This window comes from Caldimonas brevitalea (assembly GCF_001017435.1).
GTDB classification, from domain to species: domain Bacteria; phylum Pseudomonadota; class Gammaproteobacteria; order Burkholderiales; family Burkholderiaceae_C; genus Caldimonas; species Caldimonas brevitalea.
Genome location: NZ_CP011371.1, coordinates 4,791,105 through 4,811,476 on the forward strand (window position 1 = coordinate 4,791,105; position 20,372 = coordinate 4,811,476).

At 63.3% G+C, this 20,372-nt stretch carries 14 protein-coding genes and 2 pseudogenes; all 16 read right to left on the reverse strand.

Features of this window, described 5'->3' with window-relative positions; translation table 11 throughout:
• Window positions 1-236: 236 nt before the first annotated feature.
• Window positions 237-836: pseudogene (locus AAW51_RS20195) on the reverse strand (integrase core domain-containing protein); the annotation flags it as partial.
• Between the two features lie 29 nt (window positions 837-865).
• Window positions 866-2,146: pseudogene (gene tnpC / locus AAW51_RS20200) on the reverse strand (IS66 family transposase); the annotation flags it as partial.
• A 264-nt stretch (window positions 2,147-2,410) separates the two neighbouring features.
• Window positions 2,411-2,677 carry a transposase gene (locus AAW51_RS20205; RefSeq protein ID WP_047196044.1) on the reverse strand — a complete coding sequence of 89 codons (267 nt, stop codon included), beginning with the start codon at window positions 2,675-2,677 and terminating at the stop codon, window positions 2,411-2,413.
• A 1,233-nt stretch (window positions 2,678-3,910) separates the two neighbouring features.
• The gene (locus AAW51_RS20210; RefSeq protein WP_157359974.1) at window positions 3,911-4,261 is read right to left on the reverse strand and encodes a hypothetical protein; all 351 of its coding nucleotides are present in this window, start codon (window positions 4,259-4,261) and stop codon (window positions 3,911-3,913) included.
• Window positions 4,245-5,795 carry an IS66 family transposase gene (gene tnpC, locus AAW51_RS20215; protein ID WP_047198089.1) on the reverse strand — a complete coding sequence of 517 codons (1,551 nt, stop codon included), beginning with the start codon at window positions 5,793-5,795 and terminating at the stop codon, window positions 4,245-4,247. The genes AAW51_RS20210 and tnpC (AAW51_RS20215) overlap by 17 nt, the downstream gene beginning before the upstream one ends.
• Window positions 5,695-6,294 (reverse strand): IS66 family insertion sequence element accessory protein TnpB, encoded by a 600-nt coding sequence (tnpB, locus tag AAW51_RS29405; protein ID WP_157359975.1) that lies wholly within the window; start codon window positions 6,292-6,294, stop codon window positions 5,695-5,697. The genes tnpC (AAW51_RS20215) and tnpB overlap by 101 nt, the downstream gene beginning before the upstream one ends.
• The gene (gene tnpA, locus AAW51_RS20220) at window positions 6,282-6,665 is read right to left on the reverse strand and encodes an IS66-like element accessory protein TnpA (protein ID WP_047196046.1); all 384 of its coding nucleotides are present in this window, start codon (window positions 6,663-6,665) and stop codon (window positions 6,282-6,284) included. Before tnpA ends, tnpB begins: the two co-directional genes overlap by 13 nt.
• Window positions 6,666-6,977: 312 nt before the next feature.
• On the reverse strand, window positions 6,978-7,241 hold the full coding sequence (locus AAW51_RS30105; protein WP_157359976.1) for a hypothetical protein: 264 nt from the start codon (window positions 7,239-7,241) through the stop codon (window positions 6,978-6,980).
• A gap of 224 nt (window positions 7,242-7,465) precedes the next feature.
• Entirely contained in the window at window positions 7,466-7,888 is a 423-nt protein-coding gene (locus AAW51_RS20225) for a hypothetical protein (RefSeq protein ID WP_047196047.1), read from the reverse strand.
• A gap of 605 nt (window positions 7,889-8,493) precedes the next feature.
• Window positions 8,494-9,114 (reverse strand): hypothetical protein, encoded by a 621-nt coding sequence (locus AAW51_RS30110; RefSeq protein ID WP_157359977.1) that lies wholly within the window; start codon window positions 9,112-9,114, stop codon window positions 8,494-8,496.
• Window positions 9,115-9,263: 149 nt separating this feature from the next.
• Complete coding sequence (locus AAW51_RS20230) at window positions 9,264-9,815, reverse strand: beta-barrel domain-containing protein (RefSeq protein ID WP_053013794.1); 552 nt, start codon at window positions 9,813-9,815, stop codon at window positions 9,264-9,266.
• Between the two features lie 82 nt (window positions 9,816-9,897).
• Complete coding sequence (locus tag AAW51_RS28425) at window positions 9,898-10,566, reverse strand: fascin domain-containing protein (RefSeq protein ID WP_053013795.1); 669 nt, start codon at window positions 10,564-10,566, stop codon at window positions 9,898-9,900.
• 778 nt (window positions 10,567-11,344) lie between these two features.
• Window positions 11,345-11,779, reverse strand: coding sequence for a single stranded DNA-binding domain-containing protein (locus tag AAW51_RS20240; RefSeq protein WP_157359978.1), 435 nt, complete (start codon window positions 11,777-11,779; stop codon window positions 11,345-11,347).
• 11 nt (window positions 11,780-11,790) lie between these two features.
• Window positions 11,791-18,336: an RHS repeat-associated core domain-containing protein gene (locus tag AAW51_RS20245; protein WP_047196049.1), complete on the reverse strand. Its 6,546-nt coding sequence runs from the start codon at window positions 18,334-18,336 to the stop codon at window positions 11,791-11,793.
• Window positions 18,333-19,238, reverse strand: a complete 906-nt coding sequence (locus AAW51_RS20250) for a hypothetical protein (protein WP_047196050.1) — start codon at window positions 19,236-19,238, stop codon at window positions 18,333-18,335. Before AAW51_RS20250 ends, AAW51_RS20245 begins: the two co-directional genes overlap by 4 nt.
• 644 nt (window positions 19,239-19,882) lie before the next feature.
• Window positions 19,883-20,122 carry a hypothetical protein gene (locus AAW51_RS30115; protein ID WP_157359979.1) on the reverse strand — a complete coding sequence of 80 codons (240 nt, stop codon included), beginning with the start codon at window positions 20,120-20,122 and terminating at the stop codon, window positions 19,883-19,885.
• Between the last annotated feature and the right edge of the window lie 250 nt (window positions 20,123-20,372).

Genomic DNA, 20,372 nt, shown 5'->3' on the forward strand with positions numbered 1-20,372 from the left:
TAGGGCAACTTTTTCGGTCTGGCCTACGCAGAAGTCGTTTGGTGACGCGGACTTACGCGAAGGCCGCAGAGAGCGGTTTTCCACCCCGCTTGCTGTAGCAAGGACAAACGAAAAACAGGAACGTGCCGGCTGATGCTTAGTTTGCGAAAAGAGTGGCCGTCGCGTCCCGACCCGTTGCCGCCGTTCGACGTGCCGCCGCCGATGACTGGTACGCAGCGGTTGCGTAAGCTCCCCCGTCAAGTAGACATTCCAGAACTAGAGTCTGCGGCGGTTGTGATCCTGGGCAGGAACTGCCGCGGCGGCAGCCCTCCCAGGGCATCGTGAGGTCGGCGCTCGTTGTATTCGAGCAGCCATTCCTCGGTAATGTGCTGCACCTGCTCGATGGACCTGAACAGGTAGGCGTCGAGTACCTCGGTGCGGTACGTGCGGTTGAAGCGCTCGATGTAGGCATTCTGATTGGGCTCGCCGGGCTCGATGAAGCGCAGCGCGATACCCTTGACAGCAGCCCACTCGGTGAACGCCTGGGAGGTCATCTCCGGCCCGTTATCCAAGCGAATCGAGTCTGGCGTGCCGTACCACTCCATCAAGCGGCTGAGCGTGCGAATCAGCCGCCTGGCCGGAATAGAGGTGCCGACCTCGATGGCCAGCGCCTCTCGGTTGGCCTCGTCGATGACGTTCAGTGTCCTGAAGCGTCTGCCGTCGTACAGGGCGTCGTGCATAAAGTCCAGCGCCCAGCCTTGATTGATGTACTGGCCCGCCTGCAGCGGCACGCGCTCTCGCTGTGGCACACGCTTTTTCGTTCGCCGCGGCAGGTTCAATCCCATCTCGCAGTACACGGTAAGCGTCGCCGGCTCACGCCTTGACATCAGGCCGCCTGCAGTTCCTCGACGGCGCCGCGGTCCAGCAGGCTCGCGACGTTCCACGGCAGCAGCTCCGCCACACGGTCTACGCGGTGCTCGCCGATGTGTTCCAGCACATGCGCGAGGTACGCCTGCGGATCCAGCCCGTTCAGTTTGGCCGTTCCGATGAGACTATAAAGCGTTGCGGCGCGCTCACCGCCCGCGTCCGATCCGGCGAATAACCAGTTTTTCCTGCCTAGGGCCACGGCGCGGATTTCGCGCTCGGCCGCGTTGTTATCGATCTCCACCCGCCCGTCCTGCGCGTAGCGCACCAGCGCAGGCCAGCGACCCAGCGAGCAGCGAATCGCCCGGGCGAGTTCTGACTTCGATGAGGTGCCGGCCAGCACTCCGTCCAGCCATCCCCGCAGCGCCTGCAGCTTCGGCACGGCATGCTCCTGCCGCACGCGCCACCTTTCCTCGGGCGGGCGGCCACGAATGTGCCGCTCGACCTCATACAGCTCGCCGATGCGCCGCAATGCCTCGTGGGCCTGCGGCGACTTCGTCGCCTGGTGTAGGTCGAAGAACTTGCGCCGCGCATGCGCCCAGCAGGCTGCCTCGACCACCCGGCCTTGCTCACACAGTGCCTCGAAGCCCGCATAGCCGTCGGCCTGCAGGATGCCGTTGAAGCGCTTCAGGTGCTCTTGTGGCCGCTCGCCCTTGCGGTCGGGCGAGTATTGGAACCACACCGCGGGTGGTGCCTGGCTGCCCATCGGTCGCTCGTCCCGCACGTAGGCCCACAGCCGCCCGGTCTTCGTGCGTCCCTTGCCCGGCGCGAGCACGGCCACCGAGGTGTCGTCGGCGTGCAGCTTCTCGGCGCTGAGTACGTACTGCTGCAGCGCGTCCATCAACGGCTCCAGCAGGCGCGAGGCGCTGCCGACCCAGTCGGCCAACGTCGAGCGCTCCAGCTCCACGCCCTCGCGGGCGTAGATCTCGCTCTGCCGGTACAGGGGGAGGTGGTCAGCGAACTTGCTGACCAGCACGTGTGCCAGCAGGTTCACGCCGGCCAGGCCGCGAGCGATCGGGCGACTCGGTGCCGGCATCTGGACCAGGGTCTGGCACCGCGGGCAGGAGTACTTCGGCCGCACATGCCGCCCGACCTTGAAGCGCTGCGGCACCAGCTCCAGCACCTCGGCCACGTCCTCGCCGACGTAGCGCAGCTCTACGCCGCACTCGCTGCAGCTGCAGGCCGGCTCGTGGCGGACCGTCTCGCGCGGCAGGTGCGGCGGCAGTGGCTTGCGTGCAGGGGGATGAGTACACGCGCCATACCCTCTTGTGGTTCCACGCCCGCCCATCCAGGCGCAGCCGCTGGTAGCACTTCCAGAAGCCCCAGCGGCCATTGCGCCCGACAACGTCGTTCAGCGCCTGAATCACCTCCCCGTCGCGCATCGGACCGTGGACAGGCTTGCGGTAGTACGCCGCCCGCGACAGGCCCACCAGTGCGCAGGCCTGTTTGACCGGCACGTGGTGCTCGTCGGTCATGACTTGCACCACCTGCCGCTTCGCAGACGGCGTCACCACTTTCGCGACAGCACGTCCTTCATCGCCGCGATCTCCAGCGCCTGCTCCGCGTACATGCGCTTGAGCTTTGCGTTCTCGACTTCCAACTCGCGCATGCGCGTCAGATCGCTGACCGTTGCTCCCGCGTACTTGCTCTTCCAGCTGTAGTACGTCGCGGCGCTGACTCCGTGCTTGCGGCATAGCTCGGCCACCGCGACGCCCGCCTCGCTTTCCTTCAGGATCGCCACGATCTGGCTCTCGCTGAACTTGCTCTTTCTCATCGGTCCTCGTCTTCCTATTCGAGGCCGCATTCTCCAGATTCAGGTGTCTACGTCGAGGGGAAGCTTACGACTCCGCGGCACCTCGACAACATGAACGATGCCGGTCGTGAGTTGGGCCACGCGAATGCCCCTTGGGTCGCCGCCGGGTAGATAGATCTGGATGGTCTTAGGACGTGTGCTCACAAGCTGATCTCCCATGTGGTTGCGCCACTTCTTCGATGCGCTATTGATGTGGGAGAGGACGATAACGGCGCGCAAAGAGGCCGAGCAAGGCCGAATCTCACAGGGCGCGCCTGCTAAAACATGCAGCGTTGAGGTCGGGACCGCTTGTAGCGGCCTGGCGGCGAAGCGTGTACACCGCCCGTTCACAACGTTGTCCACCGCGCAGGTGAACAACCAGGATCCGCTGCTTTCAATTCGCAGGTGAGCACAGCCGAGAAGGAAGCGCACCTCCTCCCGGCCCGCTTGTCTTTGAGCCGACCCGGCTGCACGGCGGCACCCGAGCCTTCAAAGGCCTGAGCCTGAAACCGTCGCAGTACGGCTGCCGCGGCTACAGCCCCGCGGATTGATGGTGGTGACGCATGGTGACGGTCTTTCCTATTTATCCGCTGCGCCTGCGGGTAACGCAGTAATACGGAATGACGGTCACCAAGCGTCACCCGGTTCGACTCATTCGGATCAAGCAATGATGAACATGGCCTGGCGCCGGTGGATGGACGCGCTGGCCGTTGTCGCCGGCCGGCTCAACGTGAAGGGCACCGCAGGCGTGGCGAGCCGCAGCGGGAATTAGCGGGTTGTGCCGGGCCGGCGAGGGCTTGCGCGGGATGGCAGGGGCTGCTGCGGTTTTGGCGCGTGAACACTTTGGGCCGGTTTTGCGTACAGTTCGAACTACGGTGACGCAAGGACCAGCCTAAGCATCAGTTGAAGCGCCTCGAACCGAAGCTTGCCGACAAAGCCGGAGACGCGCCAAACGGCCCGACTGGAGACATGGCAGGATCTCGATGGATGGGATAGCTAACCGTCGAGCACACACTACGCCGCCTCTTCACCATGCATCTCTACCTACGTCTTCTGACGTGAATCCGGGCTTGCGGCCTCGCCGGAGGAGGCAAGGCGCCTCTGGGAGTTGTTGGCCTCCGCTCCGGGCGTGAATCGAATCAAGGGAATCGAATTACATCCCAAGGGCGTAAGCGGCTGGCGAAGGCCTCTTGACTTCCAGATGGCCATCGGACGTCACAGAACCTCTCGACGGAAGTACTCTTTGTTGGCACCAATCGAGACCCAATATGTTTCGGGGTCGAGGAAGTGCAAGTGACGTTCTTCGTCGCGATCTTCGGTCCTGCAGACGATGACGACGGAATCCGAATTGGAGGCAATCACGCGGTAGGAACACGCGGTCTGGTCACCATCAAACTCGGTGTGCACCGTTTCCGCCGTATAGCGAACGAGTAGCTTTCCGAGGGAGGCCTCCAAGGATGCCCGCCACGCTTCAGTCGAGTCGCTGGAGAAGATCCATTGCGACAAAGTTAAGTTCTTGTCGGACCGCCATGTACCAAGGAGGCGAGTATCAAGATTGCTTCCCATCGTGCTTGCTCAGAGGTTGCAGACCCCAATTGTGTGGCAGCAACTCCTCGATCGTCTGGTTCGGATGTGTGGGCAACCGAGTGAGCACGTCCTTGAGGTAAGCCCACGGGTCGTGCCCCTTCAGCTTGGCCGACTGCACGAGACTCATCACGATGGCCGCGCGCTGACCGTCCAACTCGCTGCCGGCGAAGAGCCAGGCCTTGCGCCCCATGGCCCAGGGCCGCAGCAGGTTCTCCAGGTGATTGTTGTGGCTGCTGACCTCGCCGTCGCGGAGGAAGCGGCCCAGCACCGCCCAGCGGTTCAGGCTGTAATCGATGGCGCCCGCAATGCCGCTGCCATCCGGCACCCGCTGGCGCTCGCGCTGCAGCCAGGCGTGCAGCTCGTCCCAGTGCAGTTGCGTCTGGCTCTGGCGAACCGCCAGCCGTTCCTGGGCGTTGCAATCCCGGGCGTCCTTCTCGAGCTTGAAGATCCAAGCCATGCGCCGGATCGCCTCGGCGGCCACCTCGCTGTGGCCGTGCTTGATCAACTCGTCGAACTTGCGCCGTGCGTGCACCAGGCAGCCGGCCTCGGTGCGGCCCTGCAGCTTGAACAGCGTCTCGTAGCCCTTGTAGTCGTCGCACACGAGGGTACCGTTCCAGTCCTTGAGGAACGCCACCGGGTATTTGCTGCCGCGGCCCACGCAGAAGTCGTAGACGACGCCCGGCTGCGCGTCGAACTCGCTGCGTGCGTAGCCCCAGACGTAGGCCCGCTTGGTCTTGCCGGCGCCCGGATCGAGCATCGCCACCGGCGTCTCGTCGGCGTGCAGCACCCGGCAGCCGAGCACGAACGCCTTGCGCGCCTCGAACAGCGGCTCCAAGCCGGCACCCGCCGCACCGGACCACGCCGCAAGGGTCGCTCGGGGGGTGTGAACACCGCAGCGAGCGCTGATCTCCTGCTGCCGATAGTACGGCAGGTGGTCGACGAAGCGGCTGACCAGGGTGTGCGCCAGCAGGCCGGGGGCCGGCATGCCCTTGTCGATGATCTGCGGCTCCACCGGTTGCTGCACCAGGATCTGACAGCACTTGCATGCCCATTTGCCGCGCACGTGCCGGTGCACGAAGAACTCGGCCGGCACGATGTCCAGCCGCTCCCTGACGTCCTCGCCGATGCGAACCATCGGCCGGCCGCAGCCGGGCGCGGGGCAGTTCGTGTCGTCAGGCTCGTGGCGGTGCTCAACCCGGCGCAGGTGATCCGGCAGCGGGAGGCGGCGGGGACGGTGCTTGTCAGCGGGCTCGGTGGCGTCAGGTGCGGGTGCGTGGTGCAATGCATCCAGCTGCGCCTGCAGGTCGGCCTCGTCCTCGGTCACGGTCTCCTCGAACAGGCGACGCTGCTCGGCGTTCATCGCCTCGGTCTTGGCGCCAAACTTCCACGCCTTCAGCCGCGCCAGCTCGAAGCTAACCTTCTGTAGCTTGGCGTCCTTGTACTTGATGGCCTCGTCGCGCTCGGCGATCTGCCTGGCATGCTCGGCGTTCATCGCCTCGATGCGCTGCCGCATCAGTGCCGCGATCTGCGTCGCCGTCCCGGCGTCCAGACCCTGCAGGTCTTCGGGCTTGAGCTGGTGGACGTCGACCATGGAGGGCAATTGTGCGCGTGCCGGGAAGTGGCAGGCAATCCAGGGCAACGTCCCGTTGCCATTGCACCGGCCACAGCCGCGAGATCACGCGCAGCTGCTCCAGGCGCTGCCACGGCAGCCCGACCACCAGCGCGTCGAACTGCTGCTGCGTCAGCTGCAGCGGTGGCGCCGAGGCGCTCAGATCTCGCGGCCAGACAAAGCCGCCCGTGTTCAGTCTGCGCGCCGCGCACCACACGCCAAAGCCATCGTGCACCAGCAGCTTGAGGCGACTGGCGCGGGCGTTCGCGAACAAGTAGCCGTGATGGGCCTGCGCTGCGCCGAAGACCTTGACCACCTGGGCCAGCAGGCGGTCAGCTCCGGCACGCATGTCCATCGGCTGAACGGCCAGCCACAGCGCGTCGATGCGGATCACTTCAGCCACTCGCGCAGCCAGGCGCCGCACTCGACAGCGGCAGCCGCGGGCCAGCTCATGACCATCGTGGTCGCGCCGCGTCGTAGCTCGATGCGGATGTCGGGGACCGTCGGTGGGGGCGGTACTGGAACTGCAACCGCGGAGAGCTGCAACGGCACGAAGCCGTCGGCAGGTACCGGGGGCGACGCCTGACCGCTCTGCTGCGGCTCGGTCCGCGCCTTGGCCTGCTGCTGGCGTCGCCACTTGTGCACGAGGTTGGCATTGAGACCATGTGACTGCGAAACTGCTGCCACGGATGCTCCGGGCTGGTCACACTCGACCAGCACCTGCGTCTTCAGTGCACGGCTGTGACGGCGCCGCTGCACCGGCTTGGAGTCCATAGGTGTCCACCTAAAAATTCTTGGTGGACACCATCGTGAAGCCACACCTCGGCCCGTTCAAGGTGGAATGCCGAGCCGCTTACGCAAGGGCGGCTACCGCGTACAGTTGGATGTGGAGCCGGAACTTCTTGACTCCCTCATCGAGTTCCTTCCGGCAAACGGTCTCATGTCCGTCATCTGAGACCACCGGCAGAGCCGTTCTAAGTTGGGGGCCGGCAGCGGCAGTCGCAGCCCGAAGTCAGCAAGGGCAAGCTGGACCGGCCCTGGCGCGACGCTCGCATGCTCAAGCAGGCGTCGGCAACGAGTTCTTCACTACATCCAGAACATGAGCCGACATTCGCCGGTCTCGTCACTGACGAAAACGACCGTGGGGTGATCACGAGGTGGAGTCGTCTTTCGTTTGACGGGCGGGCCCGCGTAAGCAAACTCCACGCAATACTCCCCCGCGGCCTGTCCTAAGGAAGGCGCCGGCGAGTGCTTGATGGACGAAAGCGGGCCGATCGGCGACTTTCCGCGCTTGGCTCTGAGGAACGCCTCGGCAAGGGCCGCCGCTTGATCCGACGAAATTTTGGTCATACCGCCATTCTGCAATCCCCTGACGCCGCAAAGCCGCCCCGGGTCTCGAAGTCAACCAGCTGCCCCGGTGCTTGCACTGATAGGAGAGTTTGCGGGTCCTTCCTTCTGGTACCCAATGCGGGGGGGAAACCCGCAACGCTTCGCTAGCGTCCGGCTGCGAACTGGGGTTCGCACCGTTCGCACATCGGGGTGTCAAGCTGCATCTCGAGGCTCGTGGGCCGATCTCAGGGTTCCTTGCCACTAACGCCGGTCCTGCAGATCGGCGTCGAGTTCGGGCGGTCGACTTTGAGCAGTGGTACCCGCTTGTTCGTGCGGTCGTTGACCACGGAAATGCGACAAGCCCCGGCACTCACCAGCACCTGTAGCCCCTCGGGATATACCCGCCCACCCGTCAGCGTGTAGCTCTCACCTTCTTCAAGCACCATGTCGGCCGTAACGTCGCAACTTCGGTCTGCTCCGCTCTCGAAGTAGGACAAGCGGATCACATGGCCAGCCGCAATGCGAACATAGTTGGTGGGCTGCCCTTTCGATTTTCTAAGGTCGAACAGCAGGCCGTAGGCACCTGCTCCCGGCGAGGACGGTTTTTCGCAATCGACCCCGCCCTTGAAATACACCTTGCGGCTCTCGTTGCGATTGCCCCCGAACATGTCGGTTCTCAAGCGGGCCGTTGGTATGTTTGCTGGTGGCTCCACGTACTTAGGCACTGCGGTGCATGCCGCAAGACAGCACAAAAGGAGGGTTGTGAGGGAGTGTTCTAACCTGTTCATGACTTCAGAACTTCGATTAGCGCTAGTGCAAGCCGGGTCATAACCGGTGCGGCGAGCGTGGAGGCTTGCCACATCCGCTTCTCCCTTAAGACGGGGTTCCATACCGGCGGCTCATACGTGACCGAGGCCGGGGCGGCGTGGAGCCGCCCGAGGCGCAGAAGGATGATAGATCCGAACTCGGCGGTCGAGTCGGCACGTCATGTCAAAACGGGCAAAGCCGTGTTGAACGAAGCAGCCGAGACGTGGTCTCGCTAACGAGAAAGCGCTGCCCAGCCGACCACTTGGCCTTGAACTCTGCGCTGCACCGGCAACGCCGGGCTGTACATCGGCTACTGAGAGGCTGCCCTCAGCGACCTTCCTCGCAATATCTCCCAGAGAGTTGAAGAGCGAATTACCAGCCGCTGATCCGGCACTGCCGATATCGAAAAGGTCTGCCGATGAAAGCTTCTCTCCCCAGACACTAATGAAGGTGTAGTCAGGTGTGCTCACGATTCAGTTCTCCGACGAGCGTGCGTATCAAAAAATAGACGAATATTCAGGAGTTGCGCTCCGCAGCAGAGCGCACCTGGATATATCAAGCAAACAGTGAGAATGGCAAAACCGACTCGATTGTCAGACGTCGCCCCTCTCGCGAAGGAAGGATCACCTGGCAACGTCACGAAGGCATAAATGGAAGCCAGGAAAACGAAAGCCCCGAGCAAGATGACCAGATGCTGACGCAACGTCAACGGCCCGAACGCCAAGCGCTTGGCTAGCAAAGTGTGATAGTTGATGTGATTGAGGACTGTGAACACGAGCGTCATCACAAAGAACGCGAGCAGGCTGAGGCTGTGCGTCAGTCTCGCCGGTTGCGGATATGTCGTTGAATCGGCGTGTTGTCCCATATTGACAAACGGAAGCAGCTGCTGAACCCATTCCGTCAGGGCTCTGGCAACGGGAACGGCATCGAGCACATCCGCAGGGGCAAACAGCGCCGATAAAAATGGCATGGAAAGGGGAATAAGCAGAAGTGGACTACACGCCCCCCGCCACGACATTGCCGGAATGCTGCGAGCAACAGTTGAGCGGTCGCGGTGGTTTTGAATATATTTCGATTGATGTTTCATGCGCATCCTTGAAATGCGTGCTCAACGCATCATATTTACTCACCCGCGAGGCCCACTCTGCGGGCCAGCCTGAGCACGAGCCGCGATATAAGATTTACTCAATGAGAGAAATTGGAAGTAGTGAGCAGAGCAATAGATGCCACTAATGCTTAGCGCTCACCCAAGCTTTCCGAGACCTGTCGTTGCAGCGGCGCCAACACATACTCAATCGCGCGGCGCTTCCCGGTCTTGATCTCGGCGTTCACATTCATCCCTGGCGTCAGCCCGACCGCCTTGCCGTCGACATCGATGCTCGCTTTGCTCAACTTCAACGTCGCCGGGAAGATCGCGCCTCGCTTCTCGTCCTGCACGGCGTCGGCGGTGACCCATGTCACCTTCGCCGGCACTGTCCCGTACTTGGTGAAGTTGAAGGTCTCCAGCTTGATCTCCGCGTCTTGACCAGCGTTGACGAACCCAATGTCCTTATTGTCGATCGTGACCTCCGCCGTCATCTCTGCATCGCGAGGCACGATTACCAACAGAGGCTGTGCTTCCGTGGCCACGCCACCGGCCGTGTGCACCGCCAACTGCTGCACCGTGCCGGCCACCGGCGCCGTCAACTGCGTGAGCTTCGTGCGCTGCTGCGCCTTGGCCCCTTCCTGCCTCAGCTGGTTGCGCTTGAGTGTGGCGTCCGATCGCCGATCGCTCAGAGGCGGATTCAACCGGTCGTCGCAACACCTTCAATCATGGAGGTGTTATGGGAAGACCCGCAGGGTGGATGGATGCCGTCGCCGAAATCCACACCTACCGGCCGCCGCCCTCGACAAGAATAAAAGCCTCCTGCCCTCCTACGAAACTGTTCCTCGCCCGCAGCATTCCTTGCTCGCCGCCAGCGTAGTTCAGCTCCGCGGAAACGTATAAATTGTTGGCAACGGATTGGAGGCTGAAGACCTGTTCCCCATACTGGTTGCGGTACAAGGAACGCACCCGGAACAGTTCATGGCCGCCCAGAAAGCTACTCCTCGCCCTGAGCCTGGCATAGTGGCTGCCGGTTCTCTCTACTTCCGTGGAAACATAATTGCCGGCGGCCCGCGACCATATCGCGTAGGTGCCGGATTCCCAGTCTGTCGACCGACACAATTCGAACTTTTCCCAATCACCGGCGCTACCGCGCCGCGTTCGAGCACGGATCAGCCCATACATGTCACCGGTGTAGCCGACCTCCGCCGTGACGTACTGGTTGGTCGCCTCGGCGACGATGAGGTACCGCACACAAAACATGTCGCCAGCCGTGGCCGCTTGTGGTCGGCTGGCGTCGGCGTCTGATTCGCTGTGCCCCGATGCCGAACTTGCACGCTGCTCCATACTGCTGGCCGCGCCTGCCTCTCCCGGGGTGGTGGCGTCGGCGGACTGCGCCGCGCTGAGAATGACGACAAGCAGGAGTGCAGTCGCGGACGGAAGGTGGGTTTTCATCTCGTTCTCCTTAGGTGGCTCGTTGCCCCGCGTAATGGACGATCTCTAAGCCAGATGGCGCCGCATTTCAGGCCGCGCGGCTCTCTCAGACGGGGGCGCAGGTCATATGCAGCTCTCGGCTGCGCTCGCTGTCCATCGCGCGCCAGCTTATGCGTGCGGGATACTGACCGCTATCTGTTCCAAATGCCAGGTGTTGACGCTGTTACCGACGAAGCGCATGGCTTGGCTCGGATGAAGGGACGGTCGCGCGCAGGTGCTGTTGCAAACGCACGCCAAGTCCTAGGGAGACAAGACCCGCGCCGCGGAGGCCGGATCAACCCGAGCAGACCGGACGCCGACTCTTTTCCCGCGGCGGTCTGTGCTTCGATGCCTTCGCGACCATTCACTCTGGCCGTAGCAAGAACCCGCTGCTGGTCGTCGAACGGTTGAACCGGGCGAGTCCGATGGATGCGTTGGATGAGAAGACAACTAACGTGTTCTTTGCCGATGCTCGCCTGCCGAGAGCACACCGCACTCAACTCGACGACTCCCGATCCAGCGGCTTCGATGGGGCCACATGGCGCCGGCCGGGGACATGCCCTGCCGGGGCTTCCGACCGCCACGGAAGGTCACAGGAAGTTCGGTCTTTGGTCCCTTGCTTCCCATGTCCCGGAGGGCACCGGGCCGGGCCAATGCCATAAGCAAGCGTCAGGTTGAACGAAGGCGCGCGGTACGAACACGGTTGGTCTCCAGAACCATTTAGCAACGCGTACCGCTGCTGCTGGCAACAAGCTGATCGTCACGGACATTGCAGGCCTTTCACAAACCCAATGCCAGTCAACGAGTATTGGCACTGCCCCATGTAAAACGCCGACGGATGGATCTCGTGGTTGAACGTGTAGCGGTAGTACTTGTAGGCAGCGAAGTACACGCCCAGCAGTTCCACTGGCTGACCCTGCGGAACGAAATAGGGGTTGTGCCGCAAATAGAGTCTGACAAAGCAGTTGCCTGCCGGGTCCTTCAGCTGCAAGATCCAATAGGCTCGCCCGCTGCCCGAGCGTCGCTTCTGGACACTCGTGATAACTCCTGCGGCGACCAACACCCTCGCATTGTGTTTTGCTCGTTCGTTCGAAAGGGTGCACACCGACGTGGCCGGGACAGGAGCCTGAGCCTGTACAGCTCCGGAGGGGCCCCAGAGGAGACCGAGCGCCAATAGGACGTGGACGAGTCTCACGATACAACTCCCTAGGGCGTTCCGTTGGTGGTCTTTGATGGATCCGGTGGCACTTGCGACGGCAGGTACAGACCGAGGTGGTTGAAGATCTTGACCACGTCCTCCCACGTCGCTGGCGCAGGCGCGCGAGCGTCGGGCAGTTCCTGCCATGCCCAATACAGGCCAAGTCGCTCGTTCAGCGACTCCGTGACGAGCCGGTAGTGAGCCCGCTCCGCGGTATTCCGGCGGTCGGCTCGAAACTGCTTCAGCGCTTCCGCCTCACTGTTCGCAATCCGCTGATTCATGCGATAGAACGGTCCGATCCAGTCATTGAAATCGTCGGCTGTGAGTGCCAGGTCGAGTAGGATTCCCGGCCCAGTCTCCATACCCTTCAGCCCCTGGCCTGGCGTGAACATCGGCATGAACATCAGCGGATTCGTCAGGCTAATCTGCAGTTCTCTGTGGGCCTGCCGGGCCGCGTCATTCTTCACCTGCATCTGTCGAACGAACACCTCGGCTTGATCGGCGTGGGAAAGGTCGGCCAAGGGCCGATCGTGCGGAAGCGGCTGCCGCACCAGAGGTTCTTGTGCAAAACCGCCTGGGGACGATCCCTGAACGTCCGCTTGTCCGGGCGCCGACGGAGGCCCCGAGGCCCCTGACGAGTTCTTGCTGGGACCCACCAGCCATTCGAGCAGTTCGGAGAGCCATGACGCGGAATCTCCGGTGTCGCCTCCTTGAGGTGACTCGCCGCCGAGCGATTTGTCGATTCGAGCGTCCTGGAAGCCGGTCGGGTCGGAGAAGGCGAGCGGATTGTTCAGCACGTACGAGTAAGGGTTGCGAGCCTGCCCCGAGCCGTTCGTCCGGACAAACGGGTCGGGAGTCAGGAACCGCGCTGTCGCGGGATCGTAGATCCGGCCGCCCATGTTGGTCAGGCCCGCTTCCGGGTCTGCTTCGTGTCCGCCGAAGCCGCGGTGAACAACGCCGTCTGGAATCCGGGTCGGATCCGCTAGCTGCAGCGGATTGCGGCGACTGCCGAACGGGTCGAATTTCAGGCGGTCCGTGATCGCGCCACTCGAATCCGTGACAGCGTCGGTCGATCCCATCCGATCGTCATGAAGGTAAAGCACATGGCGGTCGGTGATCACGCCATTGGTCTCGGCGGATACCAGTTGCGCTACCGCCCGCTCGGCGCCCATGACCGTCACGACGTGAACAACGGCCCCACCCGACTTTCGGCGCTCGTACACTCCACCTACGTACGCTGTCTCCTCTGAGGCGGACGACTTGATGACGCGCTTGCGAAAGGCGTCGTACTTGAAGTCCGTGGTGTCCGCGGACGTGACGATCTTCGAAGGCAGGTGGAAGGGCGTGTACGTGATCGTCCTATGCGACCCGGTCGTCTGCCTTCCGGCCGCGTCGTAGCCGAAGGAACCGACCCGGGTCCCCGTGGTCGAACTCTTCACCGCATGCGGCCCGCCCCCTAAGCCGGTGTAGCTGTTGACGACGTTGTCACCCAGGCCCTCGAGGACGGTTCTCGTGAGCAAGTTCCCGGCGTCGTCGTAGCCGTACTTCAGCACGGATCGCCCGCAATCTTGATAGACGCTCCATAGCGACAGGCGTGAAAGAAAGTCGAAGTCAAACGTCTCGGTCGTCTTCGCACGTGGATCGTGCCGGCCGGTCAGGTGGCCTCGTGGATCGGCGTAGTCGTAGGCGAGCCGTTGAATGGGGCCGGAAGTGCCTGCACTCTCGACATACTTCAAGCGGTTCTCGATGTCGTAGGCTCGTGTCGTTTGCAACCCGTTGCCAAACGTTTCGCCAGTGATGGCGCCGGCCGCGTTGCGGGCATCGGCGCGCCAGTACAGCGCACCGTTGGTGCCGTCGGCGCGTATTTCATGAAGGAAGCCGTGATCGTTGTACGTGTACCGAAGCGTGGCGCTCGGCACCGTGAGCCACTCGAGACGCCCATAGGCGTCGTACAAGCGGCCAACGAGCCAAGACTGCCCTTGAACTGAGGTCACCTCGTTCGTGACGCGTCCGGACAAATCGTAGCTGTATGCGGTCGCAACTCCATCCGCACTTTGCGTCTGTGCCAGCTTGCCCACGCCATTTGCTGCACTGTCCCATACGAAGAAGGTCGTGCCCGAGGAGTTCGTCGTGGTGTAAATTCGTCCGAGGACATCGACCGCGATCGTCGTGGTCTGACCGCTGCCGTCGGTGAACTGCTTGGGGTCGCCGAACGCATTGAACGAGGCAGTCTCCACGCCCGCGTCGAAGCTGGTGCGCTTCGTGAGGCGCCCCAGGGCATCGTGCTCGAACGAAACGACATCTCCCGCGGGTCCTGTCGTAGCCGTCAGGACATCGAAGGGTCCGTATTCGAACGTGCTCGACAACTCTCTTCCACCGGGCTCGACATCAACGCTCTTGACGATCCGACCCAGCACGTCGGTCACTGCGTAGCGCAGGTTTCCCTGCTCGTCACGGGTACTAGAAACGAGACCGTCGTACTCGAACGTCCGTGGCGCGGACGCCGGTCGGGTCGAACTCTTCATGCGGCCTAGGTTGTCGTAGGCATACGCCCACGATCCCGCTGCAGGCGGCGGCCCGCTGCTGCGGTACGGCACCGTGCGGCCGACGACGCGGCCGTGCCTATCGTAAGACACGTCGGAGACGGACTGGCCGCCTGCGAAAGTGGTGTGGGCGATACGAGCCGGACGTCCGATGCGGTCATAGACGATCGTCTGGCGCGGATCCTTCCACAGGACCGGCGACTGTGCGAGGTCTCGGACAATGGCCCGCCCTTGCACGTTGTTCCCGGAATACCCGGAGGTGTAGCGGAAGGTGGCGTCAGCCTCGCCGGGTCCGTCGATCTTGCGCACCCTTCCGTATCCGTCGTACAGCTGGTCCGTGCGAACCCCGTTGGGGTCGTCGATGGAGGCGAGGACCCCCAGCCCGGAGTGGTAGTACACGGTGGTGCGATGTCCTGCAGCGTTCGTGACAATCTGCGGAAACGTGTGATCGAGGGTGTCGTAGGCGATCGTCTCTTCGCGGAGGGTCCCGGCCGATCGGCTCACCCCGGTGACCAGGCCGAACGCGTCCCGCGAGTAGGCGGTATGCAGATACACATCGGACGACGAGGCCGAGACGGTGGCGTCGAACTGCGACGGCATCACTTCGACCGTCGCCAGTAGGCCGTTTGCCTGCTCGTAGTCGTACCGCCAGTCGCGTGTTTCGGCCGGGCGGCCAGGAACAGTGCTCAAGGCGGTGACCGTCAGCGGCAGTGCCACCAGCCATCGCGTGGCGTCGTTCCTGTAGCTTATCGCAACGTTCCTCGAATAGGCCGGTCCACCCGCAACTGCGGACGCAACCGTGGTCTGCGTCGAGTTGGTCGGACTGCCATAGCCGTCGACTTCGAGCACGTTGGTCCGCGTCCGAAACGGCGCCGGTGCTCCAACCCCTTCCGACTCTGTCGTCGTCGTAGATTGTGGGTAGGGAATCAGGATCTTTTGCGACGCGTCCAGGCGGGTCGCCAACGTCGCGTGCGTGGCCCGCCGGTAGGTGGGGGCGTTGGCGGTTGAATCGACCTTGACCTCGTAGGTGGATCGCTCGACCATCCCCGCGAACGGATAGGAGTACGTTGCCGCGGTCGGTGAAACACGCCCCACCGTGGCGTGATCGCGCGTCGTGGTCCGAATCTCCGCGAGCTGCTCATCCACGACGGACGACGTCCCGAATCCGAGCCAGCCCCGTCCCTGCAAGTCCTGGCGGCCGTCCTTGTACGTGTAGCGCCACGCGTTCTGCCCCGTTGCGCCGTCCTCGATGGTGTGCCGCGCCACCACCCAAATCCCCCGCGCCACGCACTCCTGCGGATGCGAGCAGGTGCCGCGGGTGTAGAGCGACGGGTCCGCGCCGATCGCGGCGTATGTGATCTGAATGCCGGGCGACTGCGGGCGAGCGGCCACCGCGACCAAGGCGTCGGGCTTGCGCCCCTTTCGCAGGTACAGGTGCAGCCGCCCGCCAAGCACTTGCACGATGTCGGTCAGGCCATCGCCGTTGGCGTCGAGCAGTTGCAGCATGCGCTGCCCGTGCCCGCGATCCCAGGGCCCGCCGCGCGGGCCAAGTAGCGTTGAATCTCCGATGCCGATGTTCAGACGCCGGGTGTTGAACCCGGTGTCGTTCGATTCCAGCACCACGAGCGTCGACCTCCGCGGCCCGCCGCCGAGGCGCTGTCCGTTGTCGCCGACAAGCAGGTCCATGCGGCCGTCCTGGTTGTAGTCGAACGGCCGCACACCAACGTCGACCGTGCGGCCAGCCGGGACGTCGAAGGTCGGAGAGATCTCGCCCACCGGATCCGTGAACTTCTTCTGGTACGCCTGGAAGCCGTTTCCGGTATTGAGCGCGACATACGGCTGGCCGTTGAACGTGGTCAGGCCAGTGGAACTTGGAAACGGGATCTTGAGGTGCTCGCGCACGGCCACGGCGTCGCGCAAACCATCGCCGTTCACGTCGATGAACCACGGCCGCAGGTAGTGGTACTGCGGCCAACTCGGCGCACCGGACGGCGTGATTTGCACACTCAGTTCGATGGGCAGCGCTGACAACGCCGTTGGCACCTTGTTGACCTGTCCCTGCGGAGTCACGCTCACGGCGAAGTACTGGGCGGAGAACCCATCGCCGGCGCCGCTGGCAATGGCGTCTCGAGCAAGGAAGTCGACGTTGCCATCATTGTTCCAATCGACCACGTGCGACGCGTGCTCAAAACCACTCACGATCCCCATGGATTCGTAATCATCCAGCGCGATCGAAGCGCCTGACGTGTTTCGGCGGAACGCCCAGCGAAACGGTTTCGGCTCCCCGGAAGGTTGCGACGGAGAGGTGGCGACCGTGGAGCGCACGAACTCAGGACGCCCGTCTCCGTTCAAGTCCGCTATGTGCATCGCCGGGAACAGCACCGGTTGGCTCGCTGTCCACCAACCCTGGAAGGTTTCCGCACCGATCGCCGCCGGCTGGAAACGTGTTCCATCGAACGTGAAAGCCTCATAGGACCCGTTGTGGCCGAGGTTCGGATCGGCATGCTGTACCGCTACGACGTCCACCCGCCCATCGGTGTTGAGGCCGACGGTTCGGAGATCATCGATGGCGCGCCCCGTTTTTGATTCGGGCAGAAAAGCTTTTGATGCGGGGCCGAATCCTCGCCCCGTCGAAAGGCGGAAGTGCCAGTCTGATTGAAGGAGCGCCGTTCGCGATGAGTTCAAAACGGGCACGCGGTACAGCAGGTCGTCGCGGCCGTCGCCGTCGATGTCAGCGGTCTGCAAGGTCCAGAGATCGGCAATTTGCGGAACAACCTGCCACGCTGTCGAGTCGCCCGAAAACTTCATCTCCTCGGCAACACCCAGGTCGATGTCCTCGAAGGGGCTCGCATTGGGATCAGTGCCAGCGCTGCACTCCGTGCCGATGCGTATTGGGAACGTAACGGTCCCCACGCCGCATCCCACTTCCCACCGGAAGTCGAACGGTACCCTGCACACTCCGCTGCCGTCGCATTCCTGGACGCCGGTGAGCAGACTGCGGGCACTGACGCTGTACGTGTCGTAGCGCAGCGTGAACCGCCTGAGCAATGTGGTGGAGCCTGCGTAGCTGGCGTCGCTCAGGCCGGGGCCGTGCATCTCGATGGTGGCCAGGCGCTCGGTCGACCGCAGTCCCAGCCCCGAGACAAACCGATACTCGGAGTCGGGTCGAGCCTCGTACCCAAATATCACCTTGCGGGTCGCAGGTGCTGGCGCACCCGCCGCAAAGCCGCTGAATCCGGTGTAGCTGATCTCGGCAGGGAGCTGCTCGACGTACGGGGCGCCGGGGCATTGCGCGCTCGAGAGCTTGTAAGTCCATCGCAGGTAGTTTCCCGCTCGGTCCCTCACCTCCGAGAGGGCCCACGCGTGGCGGACTGTCTGCTGGGTGGTCGTGAGCGTGTCGTCGCTGCCGGCCATCGTCATCCCGAGGCGAGTCCCTTCCAGGCGCGCATTGCCGCCGGCTGAACCGCCGAGCGCGGATCCGTACGTCGACACGCGGCCGTCACGCGTGGCCACCTCGAAGTGGGTCGGACCCGAGGCATCGAGGTGCATCAGCACGCGGGTCGACGCTTGCTGCTCGGGACGGTATTCGAGCGCTCCGGTACTGGTCAAGCCGACGGCGACAAGCTGCTGTCCGTCCAGACAAAATGCATCAGCCGCGGTGAAGTCCACCGCCGCGTTCACGCCGTTCTGAGCGAGAGTACGACGACATCTCGTGATCTGCGAGGCACCCGCAAGGCGCCACCCCACGCCGACGGGCCCGTTGCCTCCCCGGCTGCCGTAGGCCAAGGCCAGCACAGGTTGCACGGCAGCACGGCCGGGGGGGACCCAGAGGGGAATTTCGTATCGAGCTTCTCCGTCATGCGAGACGCTGAACACGCCGGTTGTGTCGCCGAGCCCGTGGGCATTGTCCTCCGTCGGCAGCAGTGTGTACCCGGCCGCGGATGTGCAGGTGGGTAGGGATAGCGTCAACGCCAGCAGCGTGGAACACCCGGCTAGTCTGTACGAAGTCATTGCGACACCTCTTCATGGGGGCCCCTGCGAACGCCGGCAGGCTGACTCGGACGGATCTGAACCGGAACGTCAGATGCCGCTATGGCAGGGATGGGGACGCACGAGGTGTTGGTGCTTGCGCAGACATCTCCTTCATCGATTTGGCCGTTGCCGTTGTCATCAAGTCCATTGCATGCCTCGCCCAGGACAGTGGGTCCTCCGGGTACGGGCTTGACGGGCGTTTCGCGCGACCCGGGATCGAGCGAAACGCACACCCAGTCGAAGACGTTTCCTTCGTGGTAGAGCCGCATCGAGATGCGGCCATCGACGGATTGGCCCGGCGGTGCATCGAGCCGCTCGTCAAATGCCGTGGAAAAGCCCATCGGTAGGCACGTCGGTCCAGGGCACGGACGGGGAAGAGAAGGACCTTGCGGCATCGTGCAGCGGCCGCGGGAAGGCAGCGGCAGATCGTCGACCAACGCGATGTGAGGGTTGCTCACCACCCACGCGGCGCGCCCAGACAGCGTCACGCCGGCGAGATAGAAGTCCCGCGCCTCGACGTACCCGTCACGTGCTCCGCGGTCCGGGTCACGGACGACCACGAAGAGATCCCCGCTGAACGAACCATCTTTTTCACTGAGTTTGCCGAACACGCCGAGTGCCGATGGGGTATTCGATAGCGCGGCGGCGCGCACGCCTTCTCGCGATGACATCTCGGACACCTGCGTCCTTCCCGAAGCCTGCAGCGCTGCGAGGAAATCGCTCTCCGCAATCAGTATGGCGTCCCCACCGATGGGCACCGCAGCGGCCATCTCGGCCATCACTGTCGACGGCTCGTCATGCGGTGGACCGGCGACCTTGTCTTGCACGAGACCGACGCAAGCTGACATCGACACCAGGGCTGCGATGGCGACCCCGGTCATGCTGGTTCGCCGGCCAGGCGCGGACTGCGGCCAGAGCAACCCTGAATCGTCTTGCATTGCGCGAACCTTCCCTGGTCAAATGCTCCACCCGCCACTCGCTTTGGGGTCGAACGAGCTCTCGTGGGGAGTCAGGAGATTGCTGCACCTGCATGACCGGGCGCGACCCGTCGCTTTGGTGATGCCCTCAATCTACTCGCGTATCTGCCCCCACAGTTCGGGGACTTGGGGGGGGCCCCTGGAACAGGGGGCGCTCCTACACCTTATTGAAACGACGCTGATCGTCGCCTATCACGGTCAAGGTATCGTCCCGGGCCCGTCATGCTTGCCCAAAACTGCGAACGCTTCCGGCCTGCCCTATACCTGCCGGCGCGCTCGGGCTCTTGTCGCTGCTATGTCGCTCCGCAGTGTTGCCGGCCGCGAGCAAAGGCGGTGGCGCCCTGTCCGCGGCTGGTGGAGCTCCAATGGCAGCAATGTCGGCTCTGTCGGGATGCGGCCGCAGTCGTTATCGAGAAATAGGCCGTAGCCGGAAGGTTCCCGGTTCGCTTCGTCTCTGGTACAGCAGCAGGCCGCGCAGCCGCTCTCTTCGACGCACACGCGGGAGTGTTTGCGGTGACGGGACCGTCCCTGCATTGCCTAGCGCAACCTCACTGCATCAGCTGATCGAATACCGTGTCCGCCATTGAGCAAAAGGCGGTACGCGCGATGGAAGGTTGGCGTTCGGCAAGCGCTTGGAACTCAGGTGAGAGCAGTTTTGCCGCGAAACGCTGTCGATGATCCGCATTCAAAAGCCATTCGCGAATCTTTCCCCGGAATTCAGGGCGATCACCGGCGAATGCGTTGCCATATTCTCGTTGCTCCCAGAAGTCGCAGTAGGTCGCGACCACAAACTGAACCGTGGAGGCAGGATCCTCGCAGTACAGTCAAAGATTCAGCAGCGGCTCAATCGCCAGCCCGCCGATGTCGAACATCAGCAGGACCGCTCTCTTCGACGCACGCGTAAATGCTTGATCCGAGACACCGTGCTTCCTCGGTAGCTCCGGCTCCCTCGCGCGGTCTTGCAGCGTCTGTGGAAGCGCTGCCATATGAACAGCGTCGGGATGCCTACGAAACGGCGTAGTTGTAAGCGAGCCAACG

Excerpts from the sequence above, each read along its gene's own strand:
- AAW51_RS20205 (WP_047196044.1), bottom strand. The coding sequence starts at position 2,677 with ATGAGAAAGAGCAAGTTCAGCGAGAGCCAGATCGTGGCGATCCTGAAG.
- AAW51_RS20210 (WP_157359974.1), bottom strand. The coding sequence starts at position 4,261 with ATGGGAAGCAATCTTGATACTCGCCTCCTTGGTACATGGCGGTCCGAC.
- tnpC (WP_047198089.1), bottom strand. The coding sequence starts at position 5,795 with ATGCGGCAGCGCATCGAGGCGATGAACGCCGAGCATGCCAGGCAGATC.
- tnpA (WP_047196046.1), bottom strand. The coding sequence starts at position 6,665 with ATGGACTCCAAGCCGGTGCAGCGGCGCCGTCACAGCCGTGCACTGAAG.
- AAW51_RS30105 (WP_157359976.1), bottom strand. The coding sequence starts at position 7,241 with ATGACCAAAATTTCGTCGGATCAAGCGGCGGCCCTTGCCGAGGCGTTC.
- AAW51_RS20225 (WP_047196047.1), bottom strand. The coding sequence starts at position 7,888 with ATGTTCGGGGGCAATCGCAACGAGAGCCGCAAGGTGTATTTCAAGGGC.
- AAW51_RS30110 (WP_157359977.1), bottom strand. The coding sequence starts at position 9,114 with ATGAAACATCAATCGAAATATATTCAAAACCACCGCGACCGCTCAACT.
- AAW51_RS28425 (WP_053013795.1), bottom strand. The coding sequence starts at position 10,566 with ATGAAAACCCACCTTCCGTCCGCGACTGCACTCCTGCTTGTCGTCATT.
- AAW51_RS20245 (WP_047196049.1), bottom strand. The coding sequence starts at position 18,336 with ATGACTTCGTACAGACTAGCCGGGTGTTCCACGCTGCTGGCGTTGACG.
- AAW51_RS20250 (WP_047196050.1), bottom strand. The coding sequence starts at position 19,238 with ATGACCGGGGTCGCCATCGCAGCCCTGGTGTCGATGTCAGCTTGCGTC.